The organism is Luteibacter sp. 3190, assembly GCF_031456385.1.
In the GTDB taxonomy this organism is placed as follows: Bacteria; Pseudomonadota; Gammaproteobacteria; order Xanthomonadales; family Rhodanobacteraceae; genus Luteibacter.
In genome coordinates this window covers 155,548-179,620 of record NZ_JAVDUO010000002.1, presented here as the reverse complement: position 1 = coordinate 179,620, position 24,073 = coordinate 155,548, and the positions used below count along the sequence as shown (strand labels likewise).

Below are 24,073 nucleotides of genomic sequence, written 5' to 3'. Positions count from 1 at the left end.
CGTGACTCAGGAGGGCGGCCCATGGCCGCCCTCCTGCTTTTCTTCGTCAGCGACCTTTCACCGTATAGGGTTCCAGAACGATGCTGGCGTTGTTGGCGGCACCTTTGCGGGGCTTCGCGCGGGTGCCATAGTCCTTGCCTTTCTCGATGACGTAGAACGAATCCAGATAATCGTCGTCGTTCCTGAGCCAGCGATTCGGCATCGCGTCGATGATGGCCTTCGTCATCCCGGAGACGACGGTGATCGGGAGCGCATACGGACCGCCGAACGCCGAGAGCTGGCTCACCGCGCCGGCCACCGCGGAAGCGACTTCCTTGAAATCGGTGTCGTCCTTTTCGTAAAGCGTGAATCCCACGTAGTTGCTGCTGAACTCGCGCCAGTTGATCAGGTCCTGCCCGGGCGTGTACCAGACCTTGTCGTATGCCAGCCACGGCATGTCCTTGAAGACGACGTTCGCCTTTCCGTCGTGGCCGACGCCGTTGACGATCGCATAGACCTCCGAGCGGGTGAGCCCTTCAGTCACACTGTCATGTTCCCCGTCGTAGGCGAGGTGGATCTCCTTGAGGACGGTGAGGTCCTCGTCGCCCGTGGTCACCTCGTCGGGCTCGGGTCCCTGCAGACCCAGGTCGCGCAGGGTCTCATTGACCATCGCGATGCCGGCGCGCGTGGCCTCCGGACTGTTGGTGTCCACCACGAGCATGGGTACGTCCGGAATCGCGTCCATCGCATAGCGGTGCGGCTTGCCGTCGGGGTCGAAGGCGACCAGTTGCTCCTGGCCCGTGGTGGCGTCCACCGTCTTCGCCGCGGTCCAGAAGTCGGAGGGGTCGATCGTCCGGGCCGCGCCGTGTGCGCCGAGCACACGGAGGTTGAGAAGTCCGTCGATGCGCCCGTCGAGTCCGCGCAGACGCGTGGCCTGTCGCTCGAGGTCGCGGAGCGCGGCGGTGCTGTCGCCGCGGGCCGCCGTCCCGTCGTGGTTCCTGTAGCTGCGGATCACGTCGACGAGCGGGGTGCGTTGCTTGCCCAGGTTTTCCTTCAGTGCGGCAGCGAAGGTCTGATCGTCGAGCAATTCGGCGAGTTGCTTCGCTGCGTTCTCTCGCACGTCGCCGATCGCCTGGCGGTCACCCGCCATGGCGGGCAGGGACATGGCGAGGGACGCGGCGAGGGCGGTGGCTTTCAGAATTCTCTTCATGACGTGTTGCTCCTGATGGGGGGACTCATAGACGCCCGCGAAGGGCAGTCGGCGGCCGCCCCGGATGGGGATGGGCGGACGCTTCTACGGCGTAGGAATCGCTCGCCGTGGTGCCAAGGTAGCCGTGGCTACGGCGTCGCCGATGTCGGTTCCGGTTTCTCCGGCTTGTCGGCGTTTGCCGATTCGTGCCTCGGTTCACGGCGACGTCGCCCCCGAACGTCTGCGGATCAGTACAATTGCCCGACCCACCACCCGCATCCGTCCGAAGACAGCGAGGCCTACCTATGAGCAACAACGAAATTCCCGGCGACCTGAAGTTCGCGAAGTCCCACGAGTGGGTGCGCGTCGAGCAGGACGGCACGGTCACCGTCGGCATTTCCGACCACGCGCAAGAGGCGCTGGGCGATCTGGTTTACGTCGAGCTGCCGGAAGTCGGCGCCGAGGTTGAAGCCGGCAAGGGTGCTGCCGTGGTCGAGTCCGTCAAGGCGGCGTCCGATATCTACGCGCCGGTGTCGGGTGAAGTGATCGCGGTCAACTCCGATCTCTCCGACAAGCCGGAGACGATCAACGAGGACGCGTGGGATGCCGGCTGGATCTTCAAGCTGAAGATCAAAGACAAGTCCGAACTCGACAATCTTTTGACGGCCGACGAGTACGCCGACCAGGTCGAGAAGGAAGACAACTGATTCCTTCCGGCAAGTCCGGAACCGATGCCGGTCCCTCGCGACCGGCATTTTTTTGTCCGCGGGAGGGGTTCCCGGCAAATTTTTTTTGCCCCCAGTTGAACTCCGTTCATCCCCGGAACGACCGCCGCCGACGTGTCTTCGCGGATCGCAACGGCTGGGCGCGAAGGCATCGCCCGCGCCACGCGATGTTTCGCCGGCACGCACCAAACACCTTTATTTAAGGCATTTGCTGAACGCTTTTTCTGAGGCGGTGCGATTACTCATGCGCTCGATCGTTCGTCGCGATTATTCGGAAAGCGTCCTGATCGACCGTCGGGCGACGCGTGAGCGCCATGATTGCCGGCCGCAACGTCTTCAATTTAGAGCCAAAATTTATTGACAGCGGAAATGTTCAGGAATAGCTTTTGCGTCAATTGACGGGGAACCGGAAATGGAAAGAGATCAATTCATCAGGCCGTATGTGGAGCATGGTTCGAAAGCAGGTTCGGTTCGCAAGATCACGGTATCGATTCCGCTGCATGTTCTCCGCCTGCTTTCCGATGAACGCACACGCCGCCAGGTGAACAATTTGAGGCACGCGACGAACAGCGATCTGCTGGTTGAAGCGTTCCTCCACGCTTTTACTGGGCAACCACTGCCAACTGATGAGGAGCTGAGAAGAACTATGGCCACTGCCAAGAAAGCCACTGCCAAGAAGTCCGCCGCCAAGAAGGCGACGAAGAAGTCGACCGTGAAGAAGACCGCCGCCCGCAAGTCGCCGGCGAAGAAGGCCTCGACCCGCAAGGTCGCGACCAAGAAGGCTGCAACCCGCAAGTCGCCGGCCAAGAAGGCTGCTGCGAAGAAGTCCGTCCGCAAGGCACCGGCCCGCAAGGTCGCCGCCAAGAAGGCGGTGAAGAAGGCCGTCAAGAAGGCAACCGCGAAGAAGACCGCGCGCAAGGCTTCGCCGCGCAAGGCCGCTTCGAAGAAGGTCGCCGCCGCCAAGGTCGTTCGCGCGACCAAGGCCGCCAAGGCACCGAAGGCCCCGAAGGCCGCCAAGGCGAAGTAAGCGTCACCTTCCAATAAGAAACTCGTTGTTGCGAATTAGCTCCCCGCGGTGCCCAGCGCGGGGAGTCACTTCGAAAACTTGACCCCGGCCTGGCCGGGGTCGTTCGTTTCCGGGGTTCGCCCACCGGACCGGAAAACGTCCTAGGCCGTCCAACTGGATTCACGCGTCCATTACGGTTACCTTGTCGCCACATCGCGCTGCGGGGACCGGGGGGGTCTTCCGCGTCAAGCCATCATCGGCGCGCGCCTTCGCGGAGTCCGTTACGAACCGCCATGGACAATCGTCATCGTCTTAGTGCCCGCCCTCGTGCGCGCGGCGCCGTCAATCCCGTGACCCTCGCCGTCGTCGCCATCGTCGTGGCACTCGCGATCGCGGCCTGGTTCCTCATCATCAAACCGTACCGCGACGCATCGGCCGGCGTGACGCCCGTGCCCACCGGCGCGCAGAAGGCGGCGGCCGCTCGCGAGACACCGCCCGCGAATGTGGACGCCTTGAGCGTCGATCAGCTGTTGTCCGAGGCGCGCACCGCGATGAACGAGCAGCGCCTGGTGGCGCCCGCTGGCAACAACGCTTTCGAGTTCTACATGAAGGCGCTGCAGAAGCAGCCCGGCAATCAGGTCGCCGCGGACGCCTTGCGCGAGACCTTCTCGTACGGCGCGGCCGCGACCGAGCAGACGATCAATCAGCGCGAGTTCGCCGAGGCCCAGCGCGAAATCGACCTGCTCGCGAAGGCCGATCCCGAGAATTACACGCTGACGATCCTGCGCTCGAAGCTGGACGCCCAGCGCAAGACGCTCGACCGCGAACAGCAGCAGGCGCTCGACGCGCAGAAGGCGCAGCAGCTCGCCCAGCAGAACGCGGCGGCCGCGGCGCGGCAGCAGGCTGAGCAGGCCGCCGCCGCGGAAGCGCAGCGTCAGCAGGCGGCGCGCGAGCAGGCGTCGCGTGTCGCGCAACAGCAGGCGCCGGCCGCGGCCGCTCCCGTCGCGTCGCGCCCGGCGGCACCGGCCGCGCGACCGGCGACCTCGGACGCCATCAGCGACGCGGTCCTCATCCGTCAGGTCAGCCCGCGCTATCCGACCGCGGCCATGCGCGCGAACCAGGAAGGCTGGGTCGACGTCGAGTTCGCCGTCGGAACGGACGGCGCGGTCGCCAACGTGACCGTGGTCGACTCGCAGCCGAAGCACGTGTTCGATCGCTCCGCGGTCGACGCCGTCAGCCGCTGGGAGTACAAGCCCGCCACGCGCAATGGCGAGCCGATGACGGTGACCCTGCGGCGACGGTTACAGTTCAACCTCGGCAGATAAGACAACGGCCCCGAAAGGGGCCGTTTTTCTTTGGATGCTTCCGGGCGAACGAGCTACTCCGGCTTCTTCTTCTTGGTTGCCGTCTTGGATGCCGTTTTCTTCGGCGTGGCTTTCGTTTTCGACTTCGCCGTGGCCTTCGCCTTCGGCGAGGTCTTCGCCGGCGCGGCCTTCGCGACGGGCGCGGCCGCGCGGACCGGGCCGTCGACGCCCGCCCAGTCCATGTGCGGGAGGCCGAGCAGGCTGTCGAAGACCATCGGCATGAGGCCGGCGGGGACCGGGCCCGCGCCGTTCCACATCGTGACGACGCCCGCGTGGTACTTCGGAAAGAAGCCGATCATCGTGCGGTAACCCGACACGGCACCCGCGTGGTACACGAGGTCTTCGTTGGCGTACTTGAAGACGCGCCAGCCGAGCGCGTAGTGCGCGTCGGTCACGCGCGCGCGGCGCCACGGCTGGGAGCGCTCTTCTGACGGCGTGGACACTTCGGGCGCGTGCAGCACGTCGAGCAGCGGGGTCGGCAGCACGTCGGGGCGACCGCCCATCTGCGCCATCAGCCACTGCTCCATGTCGCGGAGGCTCGCGTTGACACCGGCGGCGGGGGCCACGCGGTAGTAGCTGTCGTTCGGCTCGTACGGAATCCAGTTGTGCGGACCGCCGCGATGGGGGCGTGCCCAGCTCTTGCTCGCCTCCAGCGCGTCGCGGCCGTAGCTCGCGGTGGTCATGCCGAGCGGCGCGAAGATGCGGCGCTCCACCTGGCGGAAGAAGTAGTCGCCGGTCTGCGCGTAGATGACGTCGCCGATCATGCTGAAGGCGACGTTCTGGTAGCCGTAGCAGGCGCCCACCTTGCAGGAGAGGTCGACCTCGTCGAGCTTGCGCACGAGTTCCTCGTACGGCGCGTCGGCCTCGAGCATCGCGTCGTAGGTATTGCGCGGCAGGCCGAGGCGCTGACCGAGGATGTCGCGCACCGTGGCCTGTTGCGCGGACTGCATGTCCTTGAGCTTGAAGTAGGGCAGGGTGTCGACGAGCTTCGTGTCCCAGCTCAGGAACCCCGCACGGACGAGGACGGCGGTGACGCCGGTGGCGAAGGCCTTCGACAGCGACGCGAGACGGAAGACGGTCTCGGGCGTCGCCGGTTCCTTCGTCTTCGCGTTCGCGTAGCCGATGGCGCGCTCGTAGACGACCTTGTCGTCGACGATGACCGCGGTGACGATCGCCGGCGCGGCGTTGCGGGCTTCCGCGGCGTCGAGCCAGCGCTTGTAGTTCTCGACGGTTTCCTTGACGCGCTCGGGCGGCAGCTTCGCGGCTTCCGGGTCCACGTGGACGACGGGCGGCTTCTGCGGCTGGGCGGCGAGAGCGAACGGTGCGGCGACGGTGCAGGCGAAGGCACAGGCGAGCAGTGAAGTGAAACGGAACGACATGCTTTTCTCGCGGCTACGAGGCGTGGGGACACGCCGCGACGGATGGGAAGGCCGGCTGCTCCGGCGTTTCGTCTGGCATTGTCATGCAGTTCCCGTTCCGCGACAACGGATCGCGCCTTGACGTCCCTGAACACGTCCGGGCTCGCGGCGGCGCAACATGGGCGTGCTAGTCTTCGTCCAACCCCACCGGACACCCCGGCCATCGTGAATCCACCTGCAGGCGCAGCCCGGACCGGGGGCCTGACCCTGGCTCTCTCGGTCATCGGCTTCTTCCTCGTCCTGACCTCCTATTACGTCCTGCGCCCCGTGCGGGACCAGCTCGTGGGTGCCGCCGGGTCGTCGTCCCTGCCGATGTTCTACGCGGTCGTCTTCGTCGTCATGCTGGCGCTGACCCCGGTGTTCGGCTGGCTGGTCGCCCGTTTCCCGCGGCGCCGCGTGCTCCTGGGGAGCTACCTTTCGTTCGTGCTTTGCCTGTTCGCTTTCGTGCCGGCGTTCGTCGCGCAGGATCGCATCGGCGCGGTCGCCCTGGGCCAGGTCTTCTTCGTCTGGGTCAGCGTGTTCAACCTGTTCGTCGTCTCGCTGTTCTGGAGCCTGATGGCCGACGTGTACCGCAGCGCGGAGGCGCGGCTGGTCTTTCCGATCATCGCCTTCGGCGGCATGGCCGGCGCGCTGCTCGGACCGCTTCTGACGCGCCTGCTCGTGGTCCGGGTTGGCGTGCCGTCGATGTTGGTCGTCTCGGCGGTGACGCTGCTGCTCGCGCTGGGCGCTCTGCTGGTGGTGCTGCGGCGCGCGGACGCGAACGATCGCGGCGAGAACGCGCCACTGGGCGGGTCGATCATCGAGGGCGCGAAGGCGGCGATCTCGCAGCCGTTCCTCCGCTACATGACCCTTCTGATGCTCTTCAGCGACGGCATCGCCACGATGGCGTACGCGCTGATGGCGGATTACACCAAGGCCCATTTCACCGACAACGCCGCGCGCACCGCCTTCTATGCCGACCTCGACCTCTGGATCAACGGGCTCGGGGCGGTGCTTCAGCTGACGCTGACGCCGCTGCTGATGCGCCGCGTCGGCACGGCATGGGCGCTGGTGCTGCCGTCGGTGGTCAATTGCGTCCTGCTCGCGTGGCTGGCGTTCCATGGCCCCGGCGATACCATTTTGTTTGGATTCGCGGTGCCGCTGATCGCGATCGTGCAGATCGCCACGCGGGGGCTCACCTTCGGCATGTCGAAGCCCGCGGTGGACGCGCTCTACACGCGCATCCCGCGCGAGGCCCGCTACAAGGGCAAGAACTTCATCGAGACGACCGTGTGGCGCTTCGGCGACCTGCTGGTCACCAGCGGGCTGCAAGGGCTGCGCGCGCTCGGCGTGGGCATCGCCGGCATCGGCATCCTCTGCGCGACGCTCGCCGCGCTGGCCGTCGAGGTAGCCCGGCGCGCCGCGACCTCGCCGGACCTGGAGCCGGAGTCGGACGAACGCCGGCGAGGCTAGCCGGCGATATAGCTCTCGAGCTGGTTGATCGTTTCCTGCTGCTCGGAGATCGTGGCCTTGACCAGGTCGCCGATCGATACCATGCCGACCAGCGTGCCGTCGTCGAGCACGGGCAGGTGGCGCAGGCGTCCGTCCGTGCACAGCCGCATGCATTCGTCGACGGTGGCGTCGAGCGCGACGGACACGACGCTGGCGGTCATGATCTCCGCCACGCGGGTCTCGCGCGACGAACGGTCCTTCAGGATCACCTTGCGCGCGTAGTCGCGCTCGGAAACGATGCCGACGAGCTGGTCGCCCTTCTTCACCGCGAGCGCACCGACGTTCTTCTCGGCCATCAGCTGGATCGCCTCGAAGACGGTGGCGTCCTCGGCCACCGAAAACACGGCACGGCCCTTGATTTCAAGGAGATGCTTCACCTGGCGCATGCTGCCACTCCCCGGTTGGATGCGGCCCCCGCCGCGATGGCGTCAGTCTAGCGCCGGTCGGGAAGCGTGGAGTAATCGCTGGGTGAAGGACGGCCACCGCGGTGCTCGTCCACGTAGTAGAGCGGACGACGCTTGGACTCGGAATACGTGCGCCCGACGTATTCCCCGATCACGCCGAGCGCGAGCAGCTGCGCGCCGCCCAGGAAGAGGATCACGACCATCAGCGTGGGATAGCCGCGCACGGGATCGCCCCAGAGCAGCACCTTCAGCACGATCCACAGGCCGTAGAGGAACGCCAGCGTCGCCGCCGAGACGCCGACCCAGGTGGCGAGGCGGAGCGGCGCGGTCGAGAACGAGGTGATGCCCTCGATGGCGAGGTTCGTCAGGCGCCAGTAGTTCCACTTCGTCGCGCCCGCGCGACGTGCTTCGCGGTGGTAGGTGACCGACGTCTGCCGGTAGCCGATCCAGGTGAACAGGCCTTTCATGAAGCGCTGGCGCTCGCGGAGCTGGCGCAGCGCATCCACGGCGCGCCGCGACAGCAGGCGGAAGTCGCCGGTGTCGCGGGGCAGCGGCGTGTCCGAGAGACGCTCCATGACGCGATAGAACGCCGCGGAGGTGAACTTCTTCGTGCGTGTCTCGCCGTCGCGTTCGCCGCGCGTGGCGTAGACCACGTCGAAGCCTTCCCGCCAGCGGGCGACGAGCGCGGGGATCAGTTCGGGCGGATCCTGCAGATCGATGTCGATGACGACCACGGCGTCCGCGTCGGCGGCGTCGAAGCCGGCCGTCATCGCCGCCTCCTTGCCGAAGTTGCGCGACAGGCGGATCGTCTCGACGCGCGCATCCCGCTCGGCCACGGCGCAGAGCGCCTGCCAGGTGCCGTCCTGGCTGCCGTCGTCCACGTAGATCACCCGCGACGTCGCGTCGATGCCGTCGAGCACCGCGGACAGCCTCGCGTGGAAGATGTCGACCACGGCGGACTCGTTGTATGCGGGGACCACGATGGCGAGCGAGAAGGTCATGCGGGCCTCAGCGGACGCGGCCGGAAACGGGCGCGGGACGGGAGAGATAGGCAGGGCCGCCCAGCTGACCCGCCTGGCGGACGATCCACGCGGTGCGCCGCTCGACGTAGGCGCTGGGGGCGTCGACGCGGAAGCGGCGCGGATTCGGCAGGACCGCGGCGAGGCGCGCGGCCTGCGTCGCGTTCAGCCGGTCGGCGGAGGTACGGTAGAAGGTTTCGGCGGCGGCGCCGACGCCGTAGATTCCGTTGCCGAGCTCCACGGTGTTCATGTAGACCTCGAGGATGCGCTGCTTCGGCCAGAAGGTCTCGATCAGCACGGTGAACCAGGCCTCGAGGCCCTTGCGGACGAAACTGCGCCCGTTCCACAGGAACAGGTTCTTCGCGACCTGCTGGCTGATCGTGCTCGCGCCACGCAGCCGCCTGCCCTCGTCGGCGGCATCGATCGCGTCCTGGATGGCATCGACGTCGAAGCCATGGTGGTACGGAAATTTCTGGTCCTCGGCCGCGACCATCGCGATGCCCACCTGCGGCGAGATGCGCTCCCACGGCACCCAGGTGTGCCGGAACGTGAAACCGTCCTCGTGCGTCACCAGCGCCTCGACACGGCGCTCCATCATCATCGCGCTGGTCCACGGCGGCACGAAGCGGAACGCGATCACGACGACGCACGACAGCGCGAGCCACGCGAGGACGAGCAGGCCGACGATCTGGGCGAGGCGGCGAAGGGGAGAACGAGGCGTCTGGCTCATGTCGGCGCGATGACGGAGGATGGCGCAGTATAAGGGCCGTCGGCCGGCATGGGCTTGTCGCTGCCCGGGCGAGGCCCCACCTTTCGTCGGATCACCAGGAGACCCTCACCGTGACCGATCAGATCGTCGATACCCTCGTGTCCGAGGACGTGCTGCACCGCTTCATGCTCGAGAAAGCGGGCGTGCGCGGCGTGCTGGTGCGGCTCGGCGCCAGCTGGAAGGAAATCGCCTCCCGCGCGGAATACTCCACGCCGCTGCGTGCGACGTTGGGTCAGGCCGTCGCCGCGAGCGCGCTGCTCACGGGCAACATCAAGTTCGAAGGCTCGCTCTCGATCGAGTTCAAGAGCCAGGGGTCGTTGCGCCTGCTGTTCGCCGAGTGCACGGACAAGGGCCGCCTCCGCGGACTCGCGCGAGTCGACGAGAACGAGCCGGGCGCGCTGGCCGATGCCGTGAACCTGGCGCGCGCGCCGGAGGCGCTCCTCGTCATCACGATCGGCCAGGCCGATCGCGGCCGCTATCAGGGCATCGTCGACCTCGCGGGTGACGGGGCCGAGGCGTCGACCCACGAGGGCCCGTCGTCGCAGCTCGCCGCCGCGCTGGAAGGTTACTTCGAGAAATCCGAGCAGTTGCCCGCGCGTATCCTGCTGGCCGCCAACGGCGATCACGCGGTGGGACTCATGCTGCAGCCGGTGCCGGGCGAGGGTGGCCACGGCGCGGCCGAGCAGGACGACGACGCATGGGATCGCGTGGGCCACCTGACGGCGACGCTGAGCGCCGCGGAAATGCTGGCCACGCGTCCCGAGGAACTGCTCTACCGCCTGTACCACGAGGAGACCGTGCGGATGTACGAGCCGCGCGCGCTCGAGTTCGGCTGCACGTGCTCGCAGGAGCGCGTCGAGGGCATGCTCCGCGCGCTGGGCCGCACCGAGGTCGAGGCGGCGCTGGAGGATCGCGCCGGTGAGATCGAAGTGGTGTGCGAGTTCTGCGCCACGCGCTACACGTTCGACCGCGTGGACGCCGAACGGCTGCTCACCCAGGCCGAAACGCCCCCGTCACCCTCGACACTCCAGTAAGGACAACGGTAGGAGCGGCCCCGGCCGCGACAGCTTTTCGCCGAAACTGCGAGCTGGCGCGGCCAGGTCCGCTCCTGCCGTGTCGGGTCAGGCGTCGAGCGACAGCGGGGCGCCCAGCCATTTGCTCGCCGGCTGGGGTTGCGCGAACAGGAAGCCCTGGCCGAAGCGGCAGCCGATGCGGCGCAGCGCGCGCATCTGCGATTCGGTTTCGATGCCCTCGGCGATCACCTGCATGCGCAGCGAGTCCGCCAGCGCCTGGATCGCACGCACCACGGCGGTGCTGTGCGCCGTGCTGTCCTCCGCCGGTAGCTCGGTGACGAACGAGCGGTCGATCTTCAGGGTCTCGATCGGGTACTGGTGCAGGTAGCTGAGCGACGAATAGCCCGTGCCGAAATCGTCGAGCGCGATGCCGACGCCGTGATCGCGCAGGTTCTCGAGGATCCGCTTCACCTGCGCCGGGTTCTCCAGCAGCGCCCGTTCCGTCACTTCCACGCGGATGGAGCGCGCCGGGACGCGATGTTCGGCGAGCAGGTCGAGCAGCCGCTGGTCGAGGTCGGGCGACCGGAAGTGGCTGCCCGATACGTTGATGCTGATGAAGCCTTCGTCGCCGACGAGGGCGCGCGCCTGTCGCGCTACCTGCTCGAAGATCTGCCAGTCGATCGCCTCCGAGCAGCCGGTGTCCTCCGCCACGGCAAGGAACTCGCCGGGCGGCAGCAGGCCGCGCTCGGGATGGCGCCAGCGCAGCAGCGCCTCGTAGCCGACCACGCGGGTGTCCTCGAGGTCGACGATCGGCTGGAAGAACGGGACGAACTCGTTGCGGGTCAGGGCGCGGCGCAGATCGCCCTCCAGTTCCAGCAGCGAAAGGGCCTCGCGGCGCAGGCGGTCGTCGAACACGGCCGCGCGGTGGCGCCCCTCGTCCTTCGCGCGGTACATGGCCGAATCGGCGTCGCGCAGGAGCTCTTCCGGACGCGTGTACTCGGGCGTCGGCAGGGCGATGCCGATCGAGGCGGAGGTGAAGATCTCCTTCGCGCCCAGCCGGAACGGCGTCTGCAGCTGCGCGATGATGCGCTCGGCGATGTGCGTCGCGGCCTGTGGATCGACGATGCCCTCGACCAGCACCGCGAATTCGTCGCCGCCCAGACGCGCGACGACGTCGCGCGTCTTCAGGCAGGCACGGATGCGTCCGCCGACCTGGAACAGGAGGTCGTCGCCGACGAGGTGGCCGACCGAATCGTTGATGACCTTGAAGCGGTCGAGGTCGATGAACAGCACGGCGAACAGGTCGCCCGGATTCTCACGGTAATGGTTGAGCGCCTGCTCGAGGCGCTGCAACAGCAGCGTCCGGTTGGGCAGGCCCGTCAGCGAGTCGTGCAGGGTCTCGTACTTCAGGCGGCGCTCGACGCGCTCGCGCTCGGCGATCTGCTCGCGCAGGTCGCGGTTGGCCAGCGCCAGCGCGCGGGTGCGCTCTGTGACGCGACGCTCCAGGCTCGCGTACGCCTGCTTCAGCGATTCGGTCGTGTACTTGCGCTGCAGCGCGTTGGCGATGTGGTAGCTGACGAAGGTGAGCAGTTCCTGGTCGCGCGCGCTGTACGTGTGCTCGGGCGTGTAGCTCTGCACCGCGAGCACGCCCATCGATTTCTCGTTCCAGATCAGCGGCACGCCGAGCCAGTGCAGCGAGCGCGCGCCCGAGGTGGAGAGCACCTGGTCGCGGTTGAGTCGGTCGATCTCGTCGCGATCGGCGAGCAGCGCCTTGCCGTTGCGCAGCACGTATTCGGTCAGCCCGCGGCCGAGCTCGCGCGGCTCGCGCACGCCGTCGAGCTCGTCGACGGAGTAGGGGAACGTGAGCTTGTTCTGGTCTTCCGAAAGCAGCGCGATGTAGAAGTTGCGCGCGTAGAGCAGGCCACCGATGACGCGATGCACGGCGGCGTAGAAGTTCTCGATGCTGTCCGAGGTGTTCGCCAGCTCCGCGATGCGGAACAGCGCCGCCTGGAGCCGCTCGCCGCGCTGGCGCTGCAGCACCTGCTGGCGCAGTACCCGGTTCGCTTCGCGCAACGCCGCGGTGCGCGTGGTGACGCGCCGCTCCAGTTCCTCGTGCGCCTGGCGCCGTTCCAGCGCCGTCTGCACGTGCTGGGCGACGTAGGTGAGCAGGTCGCGGTCGTTCTCGGTGTAGCGCGTGTCGTCGCGGTAGCTCTGCACCACCAGCGCACCGACCACGTCGTCGCCACGCTTCATGGGCACGCCCAGCCAGTCGTCGCTCGGCGGACCGATCGGCACGCGGGGGCCCGGGAGGTTCTTCTCGAGCTCGCTGCTCGCGCCCATCATGGCGCGGCCGCTCTGCAGCACGTGCCAGGTGAGCGTGTTCTCGATGGCCTCGATCGCGCGGATGCCTTCCGGATCGGGGATGTCCTTGTCTTCCGTGTCCACGAAATACGGGAACCGCACGGTGCGGTTCTGCGCGTCGTAGAGCACGATGAAGAAATTCTCGGCGTACATGAGGCTGCCCACGATGCCGTGGAGCGCGCTCATCATGTCCTTCATGTTGTGCTCGGCCCCCGCCTGCTCCGCGATCGCGTAGAGCGCACGCTGCAGCCGCTCGGCCAGGGCGAGCCGCGAGATGGCCTCGTAGAGGTTCGCCGTCTCCGCCAGCTGCCGCAAGCGTGCGGCGGCGAGGCGGCTCAGCCAGGCGAGCATGTCGGCGGCGGCCGCCAGCTCGACCCCATCGGCGGAAACGTCGACGTAACGCTCGTTCTGTGGATCGATCGCCAGTTCCCGCGCGCCGGCGGCGATAGGGTTGGCGGCGGGACGCCAGGAGACGACGGCGCCGGGCAGGAGGAAACGGACGAAAGCCTCGCACTCCGTACGGACCGACTCGGCGTCCGCGGCGCGGAGCAGGCGCTCGACGGCTTCCTGCAACGGCGCGGCCTCCGTGTGACCGGGTGCCTGCAGGGTCGGGCTTTGGGATGGAGCGAAGGTCATCGCCTGACGGGGTTCCGGTCGTGGTCGATTGCAGTCTATATGCGTTGCGGCGGCGGCGCGATGGGGCGCCGTGGCGCGCTTCCGGGAGCCGCCGCCCCCGGGCGGCCGCCCCCTCATGGACATAAACGGCAACGGACGGCGTTCCTTAAGGGAGACTCGCCGGGGTGTTAGTAAAAAGTAAAACGGGGTATACTCGGGTCGTTCCCGTCAGGCTGAGGCGGGACGCGGGGAAACTCAGCCGTTGCAGAGCACGAACTCCATGCGCCGTTCCTTACTGACCATGCTTCTGTTGATGCCGCTCGCCGCGGCAGGACAGGTGGCGCCGGTCGGGCAGGACGCCACGGCCAACCGTCTGCTCGGCGCCGGCGGCCCGACCGATCCGTCCAGCGTGCCGCTCTGGCGCGCTCCCGACGGTCGCGCTCTCTCGCTGCGGTCCGACGATCGCGCCGATCCGACCCAGCCCCTGGCCCTGCGGCCGGTGGAGTCCGGTCCGGCGTTGACCAGCGGCCTCCAGTACGACATCGGCCCGCGCGTCCAGGCGCATGCCAGCGTGAGCGGACAGGGCTGGATCAATTCGGCCGAATCCTGCGGCGCGGGTAGCCGCGGCGATCGTTGCAGCACGCCGGGGGCTCCTCCGCGCATCGTCGGCAGCGAAGTCGGGGCCACGTATCGCGGCTCGGGCTACAGCGTCGGCCTCGGCGTGGGTTCCAGCCGCCCGACCGGCACGGGCGCGGCATTGCCGCGCGTGCTGCCTGGTCTGGCTACCGCTTCGGGCCTCCCGATCGGCGCGCTCTCGTCCAGCACGGAATTCAACGCGCACGGCCGGGTCGATCTCGGCGCGCGCAGCGGCATCGACCTCGGCGCGAGCATCGGCCGCATCCGGCTCCTGCCGGGCAACCTGCTCGGCATCGGTTCCGTCGACCAGAAGGCCTTGAGCTTCGGCGTGGACCGCGGTCCGCTCTCGGGCCTCATCACCGGCCGCACCATGCAGCCGGAAGCCAACGCGGTGAACGGCCTGAATCCGGACCGTCGCTGGAGCGCGATCGATCTCGGCGTCACGTGGCGCCTGCCATGGCGCGGCGAACTGTCGGTCGGTGCGCAGAACGTGTGGTCGTCGGGCAACGCGCCCAGCGGCCCGGTGGGTCCGGAGCCCGATCAGTCGCGTACGCCTTACGTGCAGTATCACCAGGATCTCTGAGGCGCTTCTCGCGCGTCGGAACAAAGAAAAGCCCGGCTCTCGCCGGGCTTTTTCGTATGGCGCGTCGCGAAGACCGATCGCCCCGGCGTGCGCCGGGGCGACGTGAGGAGGGCGGGAGCGGTTCGAGCCGCCTCGCCGTCATCCCGGTGCAAACCGGGATCCACCGCCGGGCGACCGGTTGTCGCGAGCGGTTCGCATCGGCTCCTGCCCGAGAAACTCAGCAGCAGCGCCCGCCGGTCCCTCGATAGCGCGCCTCCTGTCGCTCGCGGAAGAACTCCCCGTAGGACGGCACCGCCCGGTCCGGGTGGTGCTCGCGAAGATGCTTCACGTACACGTCGTAGTCGGGCACGCCGCAGCAGAGCCGGGCGGTTTGCACCGCCCAGCGCCATAGCGATCCCGGATGCATGGTCGCCATGATCCGCTCCTCAGCCCGTCACGCTGGAGAGGGCCACGTACGGCTCTTCCTGCGCGGTCGGCCGGTTGGCCTTCCATGCGCGGACGATCGAACGCAGGGAGAAGAACAGCATCGTCAGCACCAGCAGCATGAACAGGCCGGTGAGGACCATGTCGACGCGGTTGTTCGTGATGATCCGCTGCATTTCCTCGGCGGTCTTCGCCGGCGCGAGGAGCTTGCCCTCGGCGGCCGCGGCGGCGTACTTGTTCGCGGCGGCGGTGAAGCTGATCTTCTCGTCGAAGAGCTTCTGCCAGCCGGCGGTGAGGGTGCAGATCACCAGCCACGCGGCGGGCACCGCCGGAACGAGCACGTACCGTTCCCGCTTGAGTTTGACGGTGACCACCGTGGCCAGCATCAGCGCGATCGCGGCCAGCATCTGGTTGGCGATGCCGAACAGCGGCCACAGCGTGTTGATGCCGCCCAGCGGATCGACCGCACCCTGGTACAGGAAGTAACCCCATAGTCCGACGCAGATGACCGTGGCGACGACGTTGCCGAGCCACGACTCCGTCTGCTTCAGCGGCGCCCAGGCCATGCCGGCCAGTTCCTGGATCATGAAGCGGCCGACGCGCGTGCCGGCATCGACGGTGGTGAGGATGAACAACGCTTCGAACAGGATCGCGTAGTGGTACCACAGCGCCATCATGTCCTTGCCCGGCATGACGTTGTGCAGCAGCTGCGCCATGCCGACGGCGAGCGTGGGTGCGCCGCCGGCGCGGCCGAGGATCGTCCCTTCGCCGATGTTGCGGGCCGTGTCGGTCAGTTCGGCCGGCGTGACGAGGAAGCCCCAGCTGCTGATCGTCTGCGCGGCCTGCTCGGCCGTGGTGCCGACGAGGGCGCCGGGCGAATTCATCGCGAAGTACACGCCGGGGTGGAGCGACGCCGCGGCGATGAGCGCCATGATCGCGACGAAGGCTTCCATCAGCATGCCGCCGTAGCCGACGAGGCGGGCTTCCCCTTCGTTCGCCAGCAGCTTCGGCGTGGTGCCCGAGGCGATGATCGAGTGCCAGCCCGACACGGCGCCGCAGGCGATCGTGATGAACAGGAACGGGAACAGGTTGCCCGCGAAGACCGGGCCGGTGCCGTCGACGAACTTCGTGATCGCCGGCATCTGCAGCGTCGGCGCGGCGAGGAAGATGGCCAGCGCGAGCAGCAGGATCGTGCCGATCTTCAGGAACGTGGAGAGGTAGTCGCGCGGCGCGAGCAGCAGCCACACCGGCAGCACCGAGGCGAAGAAGCCGTAACCGATCAGCAGCCAGGCGAGGGCCTTGGCGTCGAAATCGAACAGCGCCGCGACGGCCGGCGTGTCGTTGACGACCTTGCCGTACCAGATGGATGCGAGCAGCAGGATCAGGCCGATGATCGATACTTCGAGGATCCGTCCCGGACGGATGTAGCGCAGGTAGACGCCCATCAGCAGCGCGATGGGAATCGTCGCCGCGACGGTGAACGTACCCCAGGGGCTGTGGGTCAGCGCCTTGACCACGACCAGCGCCAGCACCGCCAGCACGATCATCATGAGGACGAGCACGCCGACCATCGCGATCACGCCGGGCACCTCGCCGAGCTCCGCCCGCAGCATGTGGCCGAGGGATCGGCCGTCGCGGCGAAGGGAGAGGCCGAGGATCATGAAATCCTGCACCGCGCCGGCGAAAACCACGCCGACGAGGATCCACAACGTGCCGGGCAGGTAACCCATCTGCGCGGCCAGGACGGGGCCCACCAGCGGACCGGCGCCCGCGATCGCGGCGAAGTGGTGACCGAAGACCACCCACCGGTCGGTGGGCACGTAATCGAGGCCATCGTTGCGCAGCACCGAGGGCGTGGCCCGGGTGGGGTCGAGCTGCAGCACCCGGTTGGCGATCAGCCGGCTGTAGAAGCGGTAACCGATCAGGAAGACGGCGATGGACGCCGTCACCAGCCAGATCGCGTTGATCGGTTCGCCGCGGCGCAAGGCGACGACGCCGAGACACCAGGCGCCGACGATGGCGATGGCAGCCCACAGGAGCTTGCCCGCGGGACTGGGTTTGGGAATGGCGCTGTTCATGGTGTTTGGAGCTCCCCGTGCGGATGAACCAAGGGTCGTCCCCGTCGGCGCGGGGGTCAATCGCCGCGCGGGGTTTCACGTATTAGCCATTGGTCGAATGGCCGCGGGACCGGCGGCGTGCCTCCGCGCTTGAGCGGTGGGCGTTTCGGCGCCATGCTGGAGGCTCCCCCATTCCCCGGGACCCCCATGATTCGCGAGATCCTGAAGATGGGCGACGAGCGCCTCCTGCGCATCGCGCCGCCCGTGCCGCCCGAGATGATCGGTTCACCCGAGCTCGATGCGCTGATCGGGGACATGTTCGAGACGATGCACCATGTCGGTGGCGTGGGCCTGGCCGCGCCGCAGATCGGCGTCGACCTGCAGCTGGTGATCTTCGGCTTCGACAGCAGCGAACGGTATCCCGATGCGCCGCCGGTGCCGGAAACGATTCTCCTGAACCCGACGATCGTGCCGCTCTCGGACGAGATGGAGGAGGGCTGGGAAGGCTGTCTGTCGGTGCCCGGCCTGCGCGGCGTGGTCGCGCGCTACGCGAGGATCCGCTACACCGGTGTCGATCCGCAGGGCGCGCCCATCGACCGTGTCGCCGAAGGATTCCATGCGCGCGTCGTCCAGCACGAATGCGATCACCTGATCGGGCGCTTGTATCCGTCGCGGATCACGGACTTCTCGCGCTTCGGATTCACCGAGGTGCTCTTTCCGGGGATGGATGTCGCGGACGACTGAGCGCGCGCGACACCCCGCGTTCTTATTCGGCGTCGGCCAGCGCTTCGATGATGACCAGCAGCGCCTTGCGGCGCTCCTTCGGCATGCGGCTGACCAGGCCCACGAGACGTAGCTGCTCGCGGGAATCGGCGCGATAGAGGGCGGGGCTTTCGCGGACGCCCGTGGCGCCGTTGGGCGAGCCACGGCCGGTCGCGAGCCATTCGAAGTTCACGCCGAAACGGGTCGCCATGTCGATCTGGCGCTCGAGTTCGGGCAGGCCGAGATCGCTGAGCCATTTCCGGGCGGTTTCGCGGCTGACGTCGAACAGATCGGCCAGCTGCGTGATTCGGCCGCGGCCTTTCTTCACGCCAGCCATGTCCAGCGCGACATGCAGGCGTTGGGAAAAACCTCGGTTGGTAAGTGGCATTGACAACTCCGGTGGAACGCTATGGCGCTTCTAGCCCGATATTGTTCGATAGCGCGGAGTAGCAGCGTAAGCCTTTTGCAGTTGCTAAATCGTACAATTTGCGACTGCTATTCGCTTGTAAGCTTACGATAAGAAAGAGTTGACCGATTTTCTCATTTCTTCCGCCGCCCGATGTGCTACGTCGGCGAAATCCGAGCCACTGCCGGCGTAGAGGATGGCGCGAGACGAGGAAATCATCAGGCCTGTGCCGCCGGCGGTCCTGCCCTCGCGAACCACCGCTTCCACATCGCCGCCCTGGGCGCCGATGCCGGGAACGAGCAACGGCATGTCGCCGACTTCCCTGCGAACGCGGCCGAGTTCTTCCGGCCAGGTGGCGCCCGTGACCAGCGCGCAGTTGCCGTTTCCGTTCCATTCGCGCGCGATGGTCTGCGCCACGCGGATGTACAGCGGTTCGCCGCCGCAGTCGAGCGCCTGGAAATCCTTGCCGCCCGGATTGGACGTACGGCAGAGCAGGATGACGCCCTTGTCCGCGCGTTCCAGGAAAGGCGCGACGGAGTCGTGCCCGAGGTACGGATTCAGGGTGACCGCGTCGGCGTCGTAGCGTTCGAACGCTTCCATGGCGTAATGCTTCGCCGTGGACCCGATGTCGCCGCGCTTCGCGTCGAGGATGACCGGGATGCCGGGATGGCGATCGTGGATGTGCCGGATCAGGCGCTCGAGCACGTCTTCGGCGCGCTGCGCGGCGAAGTGCGCGATCTGCGGCTTGAAGGCGCAGACCGAACCGGCCGTCGCGTCGACGATGTCCCGGCAGAATTCGAAGATGCCTTCGGTGCCCGAAAGACCCGCCGGCAGGCGGCCCGGCTCCGGGTCGAGTCCCACGCACACCAGGGAGTCGTTGCGACGCCAGGCGTCCTTCAGGGCGGTCATGAAGTTCATGGATTTACTCGCGGCGTCGGGTGGAGGCGGTGGGAGCGGACCCGGACGCGACAGCCTTTCGACTCACCGCGACAGGTCCTGCCGCGTATCGCGAAAAGCTGTCGCGGCCGGGTCCGCTCCTGCACCGAAGGCAGGTCTGCGTCAGACCAGCTTTTTGTACTTCACGCGCTTCGGGCCGGCGTCGTCGCCGAGACGGCGCTTCTTGTCGGCCTCGTACTCGTTGTAGTTGCCCGGGAAGAACTCGACGTGCGAATCGCCTTCGAACGCGATGATGTGCGTGGCGATGCGGTCGAGGAACCAGCGGTCATGCGAGATGACCACCGCGCAGCCCGGGAATTCGAGCAGGGCGTCTTCGAGCGCGCGCAGCGTTTCGACGTCCAGGTCGTTCGACGGTTCGTCGAGCAGCAGCACGTTGCCGCCCTGGAGCAGCGTCTTGGCCATGTGCAGGCGGCCACGCTCACCGCCGGACAGCTGGCCGACGATCTTCTGCTGGTCGGTGCCCTTGAAGTTGAAGCGGCCGATGTAGGCGCGCGACTGGATTTCGAAGTTGCCGATCGTGAGAATGTCCGAACCGCCGGAGACTTCCTGCCAGACGTTGTTCTTCGGATCGAGGGCGTCGCGCGACTGGTCGACGTAGGCGAGCTTGACCGTGTGGCCGAGCTTCACTTCGCCGGAGTCCGGCGATTCCTTGCCCATGATCATCTTCATCAGCGTCGACTTACCGGCGCCGTTCGGACCGATCACGCCGACGATGGCGCCGGCCGGGATCTTGAACGAGAGGTCTTCGATCAGCACGCGGTCGCCGAACGACTTGGTGACGTTGCGGAACTCGATCACTTCCTGGCCCAGGCGCTCGCCCGGCGGAATGAAGATCTCGTTGGTTTCGTTGCGGCGCTGGTACTCGACCGAGTTCAGCTCCTCGAAGCGGTTCAGGCGCGCCTTGCCCTTCGACTGGCGCCCCTTCGCCGCCGAGCGCACCCATTCCAGTTCCTTCTTGATCGCCTTCTGGCGCGACTTTTCCTGGTTGGCTTCCTGCGCGAGACGCTGGTCCTTCTGTTCCAGCCACTCGGTGTAGTTGCCCTTCCAGGGAATGCCGCGGCCGCGGTCGAGCTCGAGGATCCACTCGGCGGCGTTGTCGAGGAAGTAGCGGTCATGCGTGACGGCCACGACGGTGCCGGGGTAGTCGTGCAGGAACGTTTCCAGCCAGTCGACGGATTCGGCGTCGAGATGGTTGGTCGGCTCGTCGAGCAGGAGCATGTCCGGCTTGGAGAGGAGCAGGCGGCACAGGGCCACGCGACGCTTCTCGCCGCCCGACAGCGGGCCGATCTTCGCGTCCCACGGCGGCAGGCGCAGCGCGTCGGCGGCGACTTCCAGCTGGCGCTCGAGGGCATGGGCGTCGTTCGCCGCGAGGATGCCTTCGAGGGCCTCCTGCTCCTTGGCGAGCTTGTCGAAGTCGGCGCCTTCCTCGGCGTACGCGGCGTAGACCTCTTCCAGACGCTTCTGGGCGTCGAGCACTTCCGAGACGCCTTCCTCGACCGCTTCACGCACCGTCTTGTTCGGGTCGAGGTCGGGCTCCTGCGCGAGGTAGCCGATCTTGGTGCCCGGGTTGGCGCGCGCCTCGCCCTGGAAGTCGGTGTCGACGCCGGCCATGATCTTGAGCACCGTCGACTTGCCCGCGCCGTTCAGGCCCAGCAGGCCGATCTTGGCGCCCGGGAAGAAGGAGAGCGAGATGTCCTTGATGATCTGGCGCTTCGGGGGGACGATCTTGCTCACCCCGTTCATGGTGTAGATGTATTGCATGGGTGCTCCGTCAGGCAAAGCGGGCCGGGGGAGCACGAGCGTGCTCCGGGCAGGCAAACCCCGATTATAACCGGTCGGGGTGACGGGGCGGTGGCCATGCGCGGTGCCGGGACCCCCTCCCGAGGGCCCCGGGGACGTGCGTCAGAGCAGCGGCGTAAGGAACTCGCGGATGTTTCGCTGGTTGGCCGAGGTGTACCAGCGGCAGCTGATGGTGGCCAGCACGTAGCCCGCCATGCTGCTGGCGCAGGGGAAGGTCTGCGCGTGCTCGTGGACACCCCCGATCGTGTGGCCCAGTTCATGCGCGACGATGTGCCGGGGGCCGGTCCTGCTCGCCATGGCCGACTTGCCCCGGTCGAGGGCGACCCCGACCGCGTTCGAGCCCCAGTTGCCCGCCGGCTTGTCGACGAAAAGCATGTAGCGGGTCAGCAGGCCGGGGTGTCCGCCGACGCCGTCCACGTATTCGAAGCCCCTGAGGTGGACGTCGTGCAGTCGATCGACCTGGGTGCCGGCGTGGTAGTCGAGGTCGGTGAGGCCGGGAACGTGCGTCTTCAGGAACACCCGGACGGGCTTCCCGGGAATCACGTCGTTCTTCATCTCCTTGAGCCACCAGGCCGTGTACCAGTTGACGAAGCGCGCGTGGTCCGGCTCGTTCGCGTTGTCGTGGAGGAATATCCAGACGTTCAGGCCGTCGCCACCGGGCTGGTCGGCTTCCGGATCGGGTGGGTTTTCGTCGTCCATGCCCGCAAGGTCGTCGAGGCCGGCATAGTCGGCGATCCATTCGCCGGAGCGCTTCGCCCTGTCGGCCGCGGACGGTTTCTCGTCGTCGTAGGCGATGTCCAGCCGATCGCCGAGCCGTACGATCGTGGCCGGCCGACCGTCGACCTGCGCCGCGTAGATGGCTCCGGGCTGGCCGTCGGGACCTTCGAGCTCGATCTCGAGCCGGTCCAGACCCGCGATCCGATGCATGACGCCGTCGTATTCCAGCGCGAACGCCGGGGCGTGGCCGGCGGCCAGGGCGGCGTCGAACGCCGCCGTGGAGGAGCTGGCGTTCGCCGCCGGGCCGGTCGCCAGGCAGCCCGCGGCGAGCGCCAGTGCAAGGGGGAGGTGTCGCAGTCGCATGGTGTCCATTCCTGGGGAGGGGGAGGGTGGGCGTTAGGGCGCCCGTGGTCAGCCTAGGTGCCGCGCCCGTGGGGCGGAGTCGGCCCACTGCTTGTCGGGACGTAGGGGATCGCTCAAACCGGCGTTCCGGCCCTTGTCCGGCTGGCTGCAAACCCCCACGTCGGCTACACTTTTCCCCTTTCCCATGGCTCCCCGCACGAGGTTCAGATGTTCCCGAAGGATGCAACGATCGCCGGTTACGACGACGAGCTCGCCCAGGCCATCGCGGGCGAGGCCCGCCGCCAGGAAGACCACGTCGAACTGATCGCCTCCGAGAACTACGCCAGCCCGCGCGTGATGGAAGCCCAGGGCTCGGTGCTGACGAACAAGTACGCCGAGGGTTATCCCGGCAAGCGCTACTACGGTGGCTGCGAATACGTCGACGTCGCCGAGAAGCTGGCGATCGACCGCCTGAAGAAGCTCTTCGGCGCCGATTACGCCAACGTGCAGCCGCATTCGGGCTCGCAGGCCAACCAGGCCGTCTATTTCGCCCTGCTCAATCCGGGCGACACGATCCTCGGGATGAGCCTCGCCCACGGCGGTCACCTCACGCACGGCGCGAAGGTGAACATGTCCGGCAAGCTGTTCAACGCCGTGCAGTACGGCATCGACCCGGACACCGGCCTCGTCGATTACGCCGAGATCGAGAAGCTCGCGGTCGAGCACAAGCCGAAGATGATCGTCGCCGGTTTCTCCGCCTATTCGCAGATTCTCGACTGGGCGAAGTTCCGCGAGATCGCCGACAAGGTCGGCGCGTACCTCTTCGTCGACATGGCGCACATCGCCGGCCTCGTCGCCGCGGGCGTCTATCCGAACCCGGTGCCGCACGCGCACGTGGTCACCTCCACCACGCACAAGACGCTGCGCGGTCCGCGCGGCGGCATCATCGTGGCGAAGGGCCTGGGCGAGGAGCTCGAGAAGAAGCTGCAGTCGATCGTCTTCCCGGGCATCCAGGGCGGCCCGCTGATGCACGTGATCGCCGCCAAGGCCGTCGCGTTCAAGGAAGCCCTCGAGCCGGCCTTCACCGATTACCAGAAGCAGGTGGTCGCCAACGCGAAGGCCATGGCGAAGACGTTGATCGAACGCGGCTACAAGGTCGTGTCCGGCGGCACCGAGAACCACCTCATGCTGATCGACCTGATCGGTCGCGACGTCACGGGCAAGGACGCCGAAGCCGCGCTGGGCAAGGCGCACATCACGGTGAACAAGAACGCCGTGCCGAACGATCCGCGTTCGCCGTTCGTCACGTCCGGCCTCCGCGTCGGCACGCCGGCGATCACCACGCGTGGCTACAAGGAAGCCGAGACCATCGAACTGGCGACGTGGATCTGCGACGTGCTCGACGCGCCGGGCGACGAGGCCGTGATCGCGGCCGTGCGCAAGAAGGTCACCGAGCAGTGCGCGAAGTTCCCTGCCTACGGCTGATCGATGCACTGTCCGTTCTGCCAGCATGAAGACACGCGCGTCATCGACTCCCGCCTCACGGAGGACGGGAGCACGGTGCGTCGCCGCCGTGAGTGCCCGCAGTGCGGCGAACGCTTCAATACGTTCGAAACCGCCGAACTGAAGCTCCCGGCGATCGTCAAATCCGGCGATCGCCGCGAGCCGTTCGACGAACACAAGCTGCGCGTGAGTTTCGAGCGCGCCCTGCAGAAGCGCCCGGTGGCGAGCGACGCCGTGGACACCGCCGTTCGCGCGGTGGTCGACGACCTTCGCCGCAGCGGCGAGCGCGAAGTGCCGTCGCGCCAGGTGGGGGAGCTCGTCATGCGCGAACTGAAGAAGCTCGATCAGGTCGCTTACGTGCGCTTCGCTTCCGTCTACCGCCGCTTCGAGGACGTCCACGCGTTCCGCGAGGAGATCGAGAAGCTGGAGCGCGACCTGCCGTCGATGGAAGGGCTGCAACTGCCGCTGCTCGAGGCGGCCAGGCGAGGACGCAAGTCCTGATGTCGCGTCCGTTCTTCCCCGCCATGGACCATG

21 protein-coding genes are annotated in these 24,073 nt (G+C 67.3%); 9 read left to right on the top strand and 12 right to left on the bottom strand.

All coding sequences use genetic code 11. The annotated features are described in order from the left end of the window. Positions 1–46 precede the first annotated feature (46 nt). Positions 47–1,189, bottom strand: coding sequence for a DUF3103 family protein (locus J2X58_RS10730; protein WP_310048129.1), 1,143 nt, complete (start codon positions 1,187–1,189; stop codon positions 47–49). Between the two features lie 284 nt (positions 1,190–1,473). On the opposite strand from J2X58_RS10730, the gene gcvH reads away from it, so the two are divergent. From gcvH to J2X58_RS10715, 3 genes are all read left to right on the top strand, one after another. After that, positions 1,474–1,875: a glycine cleavage system protein GcvH gene (gene gcvH / locus J2X58_RS10725; protein ID WP_310048128.1), complete on the top strand. Its 402-nt coding sequence runs from the start codon at positions 1,474–1,476 to the stop codon at positions 1,873–1,875. Positions 1,876–2,305: 430 nt separating this feature from the next. Then, entirely contained in the window at positions 2,306–2,920 is a 615-nt protein-coding gene (metJ, locus tag J2X58_RS10720) for a met regulon transcriptional regulator MetJ (protein WP_090056897.1), read from the top strand. Positions 2,921–3,192: 272 nt separating this feature from the next. Further along, positions 3,193–4,224, top strand: a complete 1,032-nt coding sequence (locus J2X58_RS10715) for an energy transducer TonB (RefSeq protein ID WP_090056899.1) — start codon at positions 3,193–3,195, stop codon at positions 4,222–4,224. 53 nt (positions 4,225–4,277) lie between these two features. Here J2X58_RS10715 and J2X58_RS10710 read toward each other — a convergent pair whose 3' ends face one another. After that, the gene (locus tag J2X58_RS10710) at positions 4,278–5,642 is read right to left on the bottom strand and encodes a serine hydrolase domain-containing protein (RefSeq protein ID WP_310048126.1); all 1,365 of its coding nucleotides are present in this window, start codon (positions 5,640–5,642) and stop codon (positions 4,278–4,280) included. Positions 5,643–5,846: 204 nt separating this feature from the next. Here J2X58_RS10710 and J2X58_RS10705 point away from each other — a divergent pair, with 204 nt between their 5' ends. Then, a complete protein-coding gene (locus J2X58_RS10705) occupies positions 5,847–7,133 on the top strand; it encodes an MFS transporter (RefSeq protein ID WP_310048124.1) in 1,287 nt (428 codons plus the stop codon). Here the strand turns inward: J2X58_RS10705 and J2X58_RS10700 are convergent. From J2X58_RS10700 to mtgA, 3 genes are read right to left on the bottom strand one after another with little or no spacing between them, the layout of a single operon-like run. Beyond that, complete coding sequence (locus J2X58_RS10700) at positions 7,130–7,558, bottom strand: CBS domain-containing protein (RefSeq protein ID WP_090056906.1); 429 nt, start codon at positions 7,556–7,558, stop codon at positions 7,130–7,132. The genes J2X58_RS10705 and J2X58_RS10700 overlap by 4 nt on opposite strands. A gap of 47 nt (positions 7,559–7,605) precedes the next feature. Next, positions 7,606–8,577, bottom strand: coding sequence for a glycosyltransferase family 2 protein (locus tag J2X58_RS10695; protein WP_310048123.1), 972 nt, complete (start codon positions 8,575–8,577; stop codon positions 7,606–7,608). A gap of 7 nt (positions 8,578–8,584) precedes the next feature. Beyond that, positions 8,585–9,325 (bottom strand): monofunctional biosynthetic peptidoglycan transglycosylase, encoded by a 741-nt coding sequence (mtgA, locus tag J2X58_RS10690; RefSeq protein WP_310048122.1) that lies wholly within the window; start codon positions 9,323–9,325, stop codon positions 8,585–8,587. 110 nt (positions 9,326–9,435) lie between these two features. Here mtgA and J2X58_RS10685 point away from each other — a divergent pair, with 110 nt between their 5' ends. After that, complete coding sequence (locus J2X58_RS10685; protein ID WP_256374593.1) at positions 9,436–10,398, top strand: Hsp33 family molecular chaperone HslO; 963 nt, start codon at positions 9,436–9,438, stop codon at positions 10,396–10,398. Between the two features lie 87 nt (positions 10,399–10,485). Here J2X58_RS10685 and J2X58_RS10680 read toward each other — a convergent pair whose 3' ends face one another. Then, the gene (locus J2X58_RS10680) at positions 10,486–13,374 is read right to left on the bottom strand and encodes an EAL domain-containing protein (protein ID WP_090056913.1); all 2,889 of its coding nucleotides are present in this window, start codon (positions 13,372–13,374) and stop codon (positions 10,486–10,488) included. Between the two features lie 259 nt (positions 13,375–13,633). Here J2X58_RS10680 and J2X58_RS10675 point away from each other — a divergent pair, with 259 nt between their 5' ends. Next, positions 13,634–14,572 (top strand): hypothetical protein, encoded by a 939-nt coding sequence (locus J2X58_RS10675; protein WP_310048120.1) that lies wholly within the window; start codon positions 13,634–13,636, stop codon positions 14,570–14,572. Between the two features lie 217 nt (positions 14,573–14,789). Here the strand turns inward: J2X58_RS10675 and J2X58_RS10670 are convergent, their stop codons facing one another. Both J2X58_RS10670 and J2X58_RS10665 read right to left on the bottom strand, forming a co-directional pair. Next, the gene (locus J2X58_RS10670; RefSeq protein WP_217642661.1) at positions 14,790–14,987 is read right to left on the bottom strand and encodes a YbdD/YjiX family protein; all 198 of its coding nucleotides are present in this window, start codon (positions 14,985–14,987) and stop codon (positions 14,790–14,792) included. Between the two features lie 10 nt (positions 14,988–14,997). Next, a complete protein-coding gene (locus J2X58_RS10665; RefSeq protein ID WP_090056919.1) occupies positions 14,998–17,073 on the bottom strand; it encodes a carbon starvation CstA family protein in 2,076 nt (691 codons plus the stop codon). A gap of 186 nt (positions 17,074–17,259) precedes the next feature. On the opposite strand from J2X58_RS10665, the gene def reads away from it, so the two are divergent. Continuing rightward, positions 17,260–17,796, top strand: a complete 537-nt coding sequence (gene def, locus J2X58_RS10660; protein WP_310048116.1) for a peptide deformylase — start codon at positions 17,260–17,262, stop codon at positions 17,794–17,796. Between the two features lie 22 nt (positions 17,797–17,818). Here def and J2X58_RS10655 read toward each other — a convergent pair whose 3' ends face one another. From J2X58_RS10655 to J2X58_RS10640, 4 genes are all read right to left on the bottom strand, one after another. Then, positions 17,819–18,202 carry a DNA-binding protein gene (locus J2X58_RS10655; RefSeq protein ID WP_139206108.1) on the bottom strand — a complete coding sequence of 128 codons (384 nt, stop codon included), beginning with the start codon at positions 18,200–18,202 and terminating at the stop codon, positions 17,819–17,821. Positions 18,203–18,325: 123 nt separating this feature from the next. Beyond that, entirely contained in the window at positions 18,326–19,138 is an 813-nt protein-coding gene (pyrF, locus tag J2X58_RS10650) for an orotidine-5'-phosphate decarboxylase (protein ID WP_310048113.1), read from the bottom strand. 141 nt (positions 19,139–19,279) lie between these two features. Beyond that, positions 19,280–20,938, bottom strand: coding sequence for an energy-dependent translational throttle protein EttA (gene ettA, locus J2X58_RS10645; RefSeq protein ID WP_090056927.1), 1,659 nt, complete (start codon positions 20,936–20,938; stop codon positions 19,280–19,282). Between the two features lie 141 nt (positions 20,939–21,079). Beyond that, positions 21,080–22,057 (bottom strand): hypothetical protein, encoded by a 978-nt coding sequence (locus J2X58_RS10640; protein ID WP_310048112.1) that lies wholly within the window; start codon positions 22,055–22,057, stop codon positions 21,080–21,082. A gap of 207 nt (positions 22,058–22,264) precedes the next feature. Between J2X58_RS10640 and glyA the strand changes: the two genes are divergently transcribed. Then, complete coding sequence (glyA, locus tag J2X58_RS10635) at positions 22,265–23,521, top strand: serine hydroxymethyltransferase (RefSeq protein ID WP_310048110.1); 1,257 nt, start codon at positions 22,265–22,267, stop codon at positions 23,519–23,521. A 3-nt stretch (positions 23,522–23,524) separates the two neighbouring features. Further along, complete coding sequence (gene nrdR, locus J2X58_RS10630; protein ID WP_090056934.1) at positions 23,525–24,040, top strand: transcriptional regulator NrdR; 516 nt, start codon at positions 23,525–23,527, stop codon at positions 24,038–24,040. Positions 24,041–24,073 lie beyond the last annotated feature (33 nt).

Excerpts from the sequence above, each read along its gene's own strand:
- J2X58_RS10730 (WP_310048129.1), bottom strand. The coding sequence starts at position 1,189 with ATGAAGAGAATTCTGAAAGCCACCGCCCTCGCCGCGTCCCTCGCCATG.
- gcvH (WP_310048128.1), top strand. The coding sequence starts at position 1,474 with ATGAGCAACAACGAAATTCCCGGCGACCTGAAGTTCGCGAAGTCCCAC.
- metJ (WP_090056897.1), top strand. The coding sequence starts at position 2,306 with ATGGAAAGAGATCAATTCATCAGGCCGTATGTGGAGCATGGTTCGAAA.
- J2X58_RS10715 (WP_090056899.1), top strand. The coding sequence starts at position 3,193 with ATGGACAATCGTCATCGTCTTAGTGCCCGCCCTCGTGCGCGCGGCGCC.
- J2X58_RS10710 (WP_310048126.1), bottom strand. The coding sequence starts at position 5,642 with ATGTCGTTCCGTTTCACTTCACTGCTCGCCTGTGCCTTCGCCTGCACC.
- J2X58_RS10700 (WP_090056906.1), bottom strand. The coding sequence starts at position 7,558 with ATGCGCCAGGTGAAGCATCTCCTTGAAATCAAGGGCCGTGCCGTGTTT.
- J2X58_RS10695 (WP_310048123.1), bottom strand. The coding sequence starts at position 8,577 with ATGACCTTCTCGCTCGCCATCGTGGTCCCCGCATACAACGAGTCCGCC.
- mtgA (WP_310048122.1), bottom strand. The coding sequence starts at position 9,325 with ATGAGCCAGACGCCTCGTTCTCCCCTTCGCCGCCTCGCCCAGATCGTC.
- J2X58_RS10680 (WP_090056913.1), bottom strand. The coding sequence starts at position 13,374 with ATGACCTTCGCTCCATCCCAAAGCCCGACCCTGCAGGCACCCGGTCAC.
- J2X58_RS10675 (WP_310048120.1), top strand. The coding sequence starts at position 13,634 with ATGCGCCGTTCCTTACTGACCATGCTTCTGTTGATGCCGCTCGCCGCG.
- J2X58_RS10670 (WP_217642661.1), bottom strand. The coding sequence starts at position 14,987 with ATGGCGACCATGCATCCGGGATCGCTATGGCGCTGGGCGGTGCAAACC.
- J2X58_RS10665 (WP_090056919.1), bottom strand. The coding sequence starts at position 17,073 with ATGAACAGCGCCATTCCCAAACCCAGTCCCGCGGGCAAGCTCCTGTGG.
- def (WP_310048116.1), top strand. The coding sequence starts at position 17,260 with ATGATTCGCGAGATCCTGAAGATGGGCGACGAGCGCCTCCTGCGCATC.
- J2X58_RS10655 (WP_139206108.1), bottom strand. The coding sequence starts at position 18,202 with ATGCCACTTACCAACCGAGGTTTTTCCCAACGCCTGCATGTCGCGCTG.
- pyrF (WP_310048113.1), bottom strand. The coding sequence starts at position 19,138 with ATGAACTTCATGACCGCCCTGAAGGACGCCTGGCGTCGCAACGACTCC.
- ettA (WP_090056927.1), bottom strand. The coding sequence starts at position 20,938 with ATGCAATACATCTACACCATGAACGGGGTGAGCAAGATCGTCCCCCCG.
- J2X58_RS10640 (WP_310048112.1), bottom strand. The coding sequence starts at position 22,057 with ATGCGACTGCGACACCTCCCCCTTGCACTGGCGCTCGCCGCGGGCTGC.
- glyA (WP_310048110.1), top strand. The coding sequence starts at position 22,265 with ATGTTCCCGAAGGATGCAACGATCGCCGGTTACGACGACGAGCTCGCC.
- nrdR (WP_090056934.1), top strand. The coding sequence starts at position 23,525 with ATGCACTGTCCGTTCTGCCAGCATGAAGACACGCGCGTCATCGACTCC.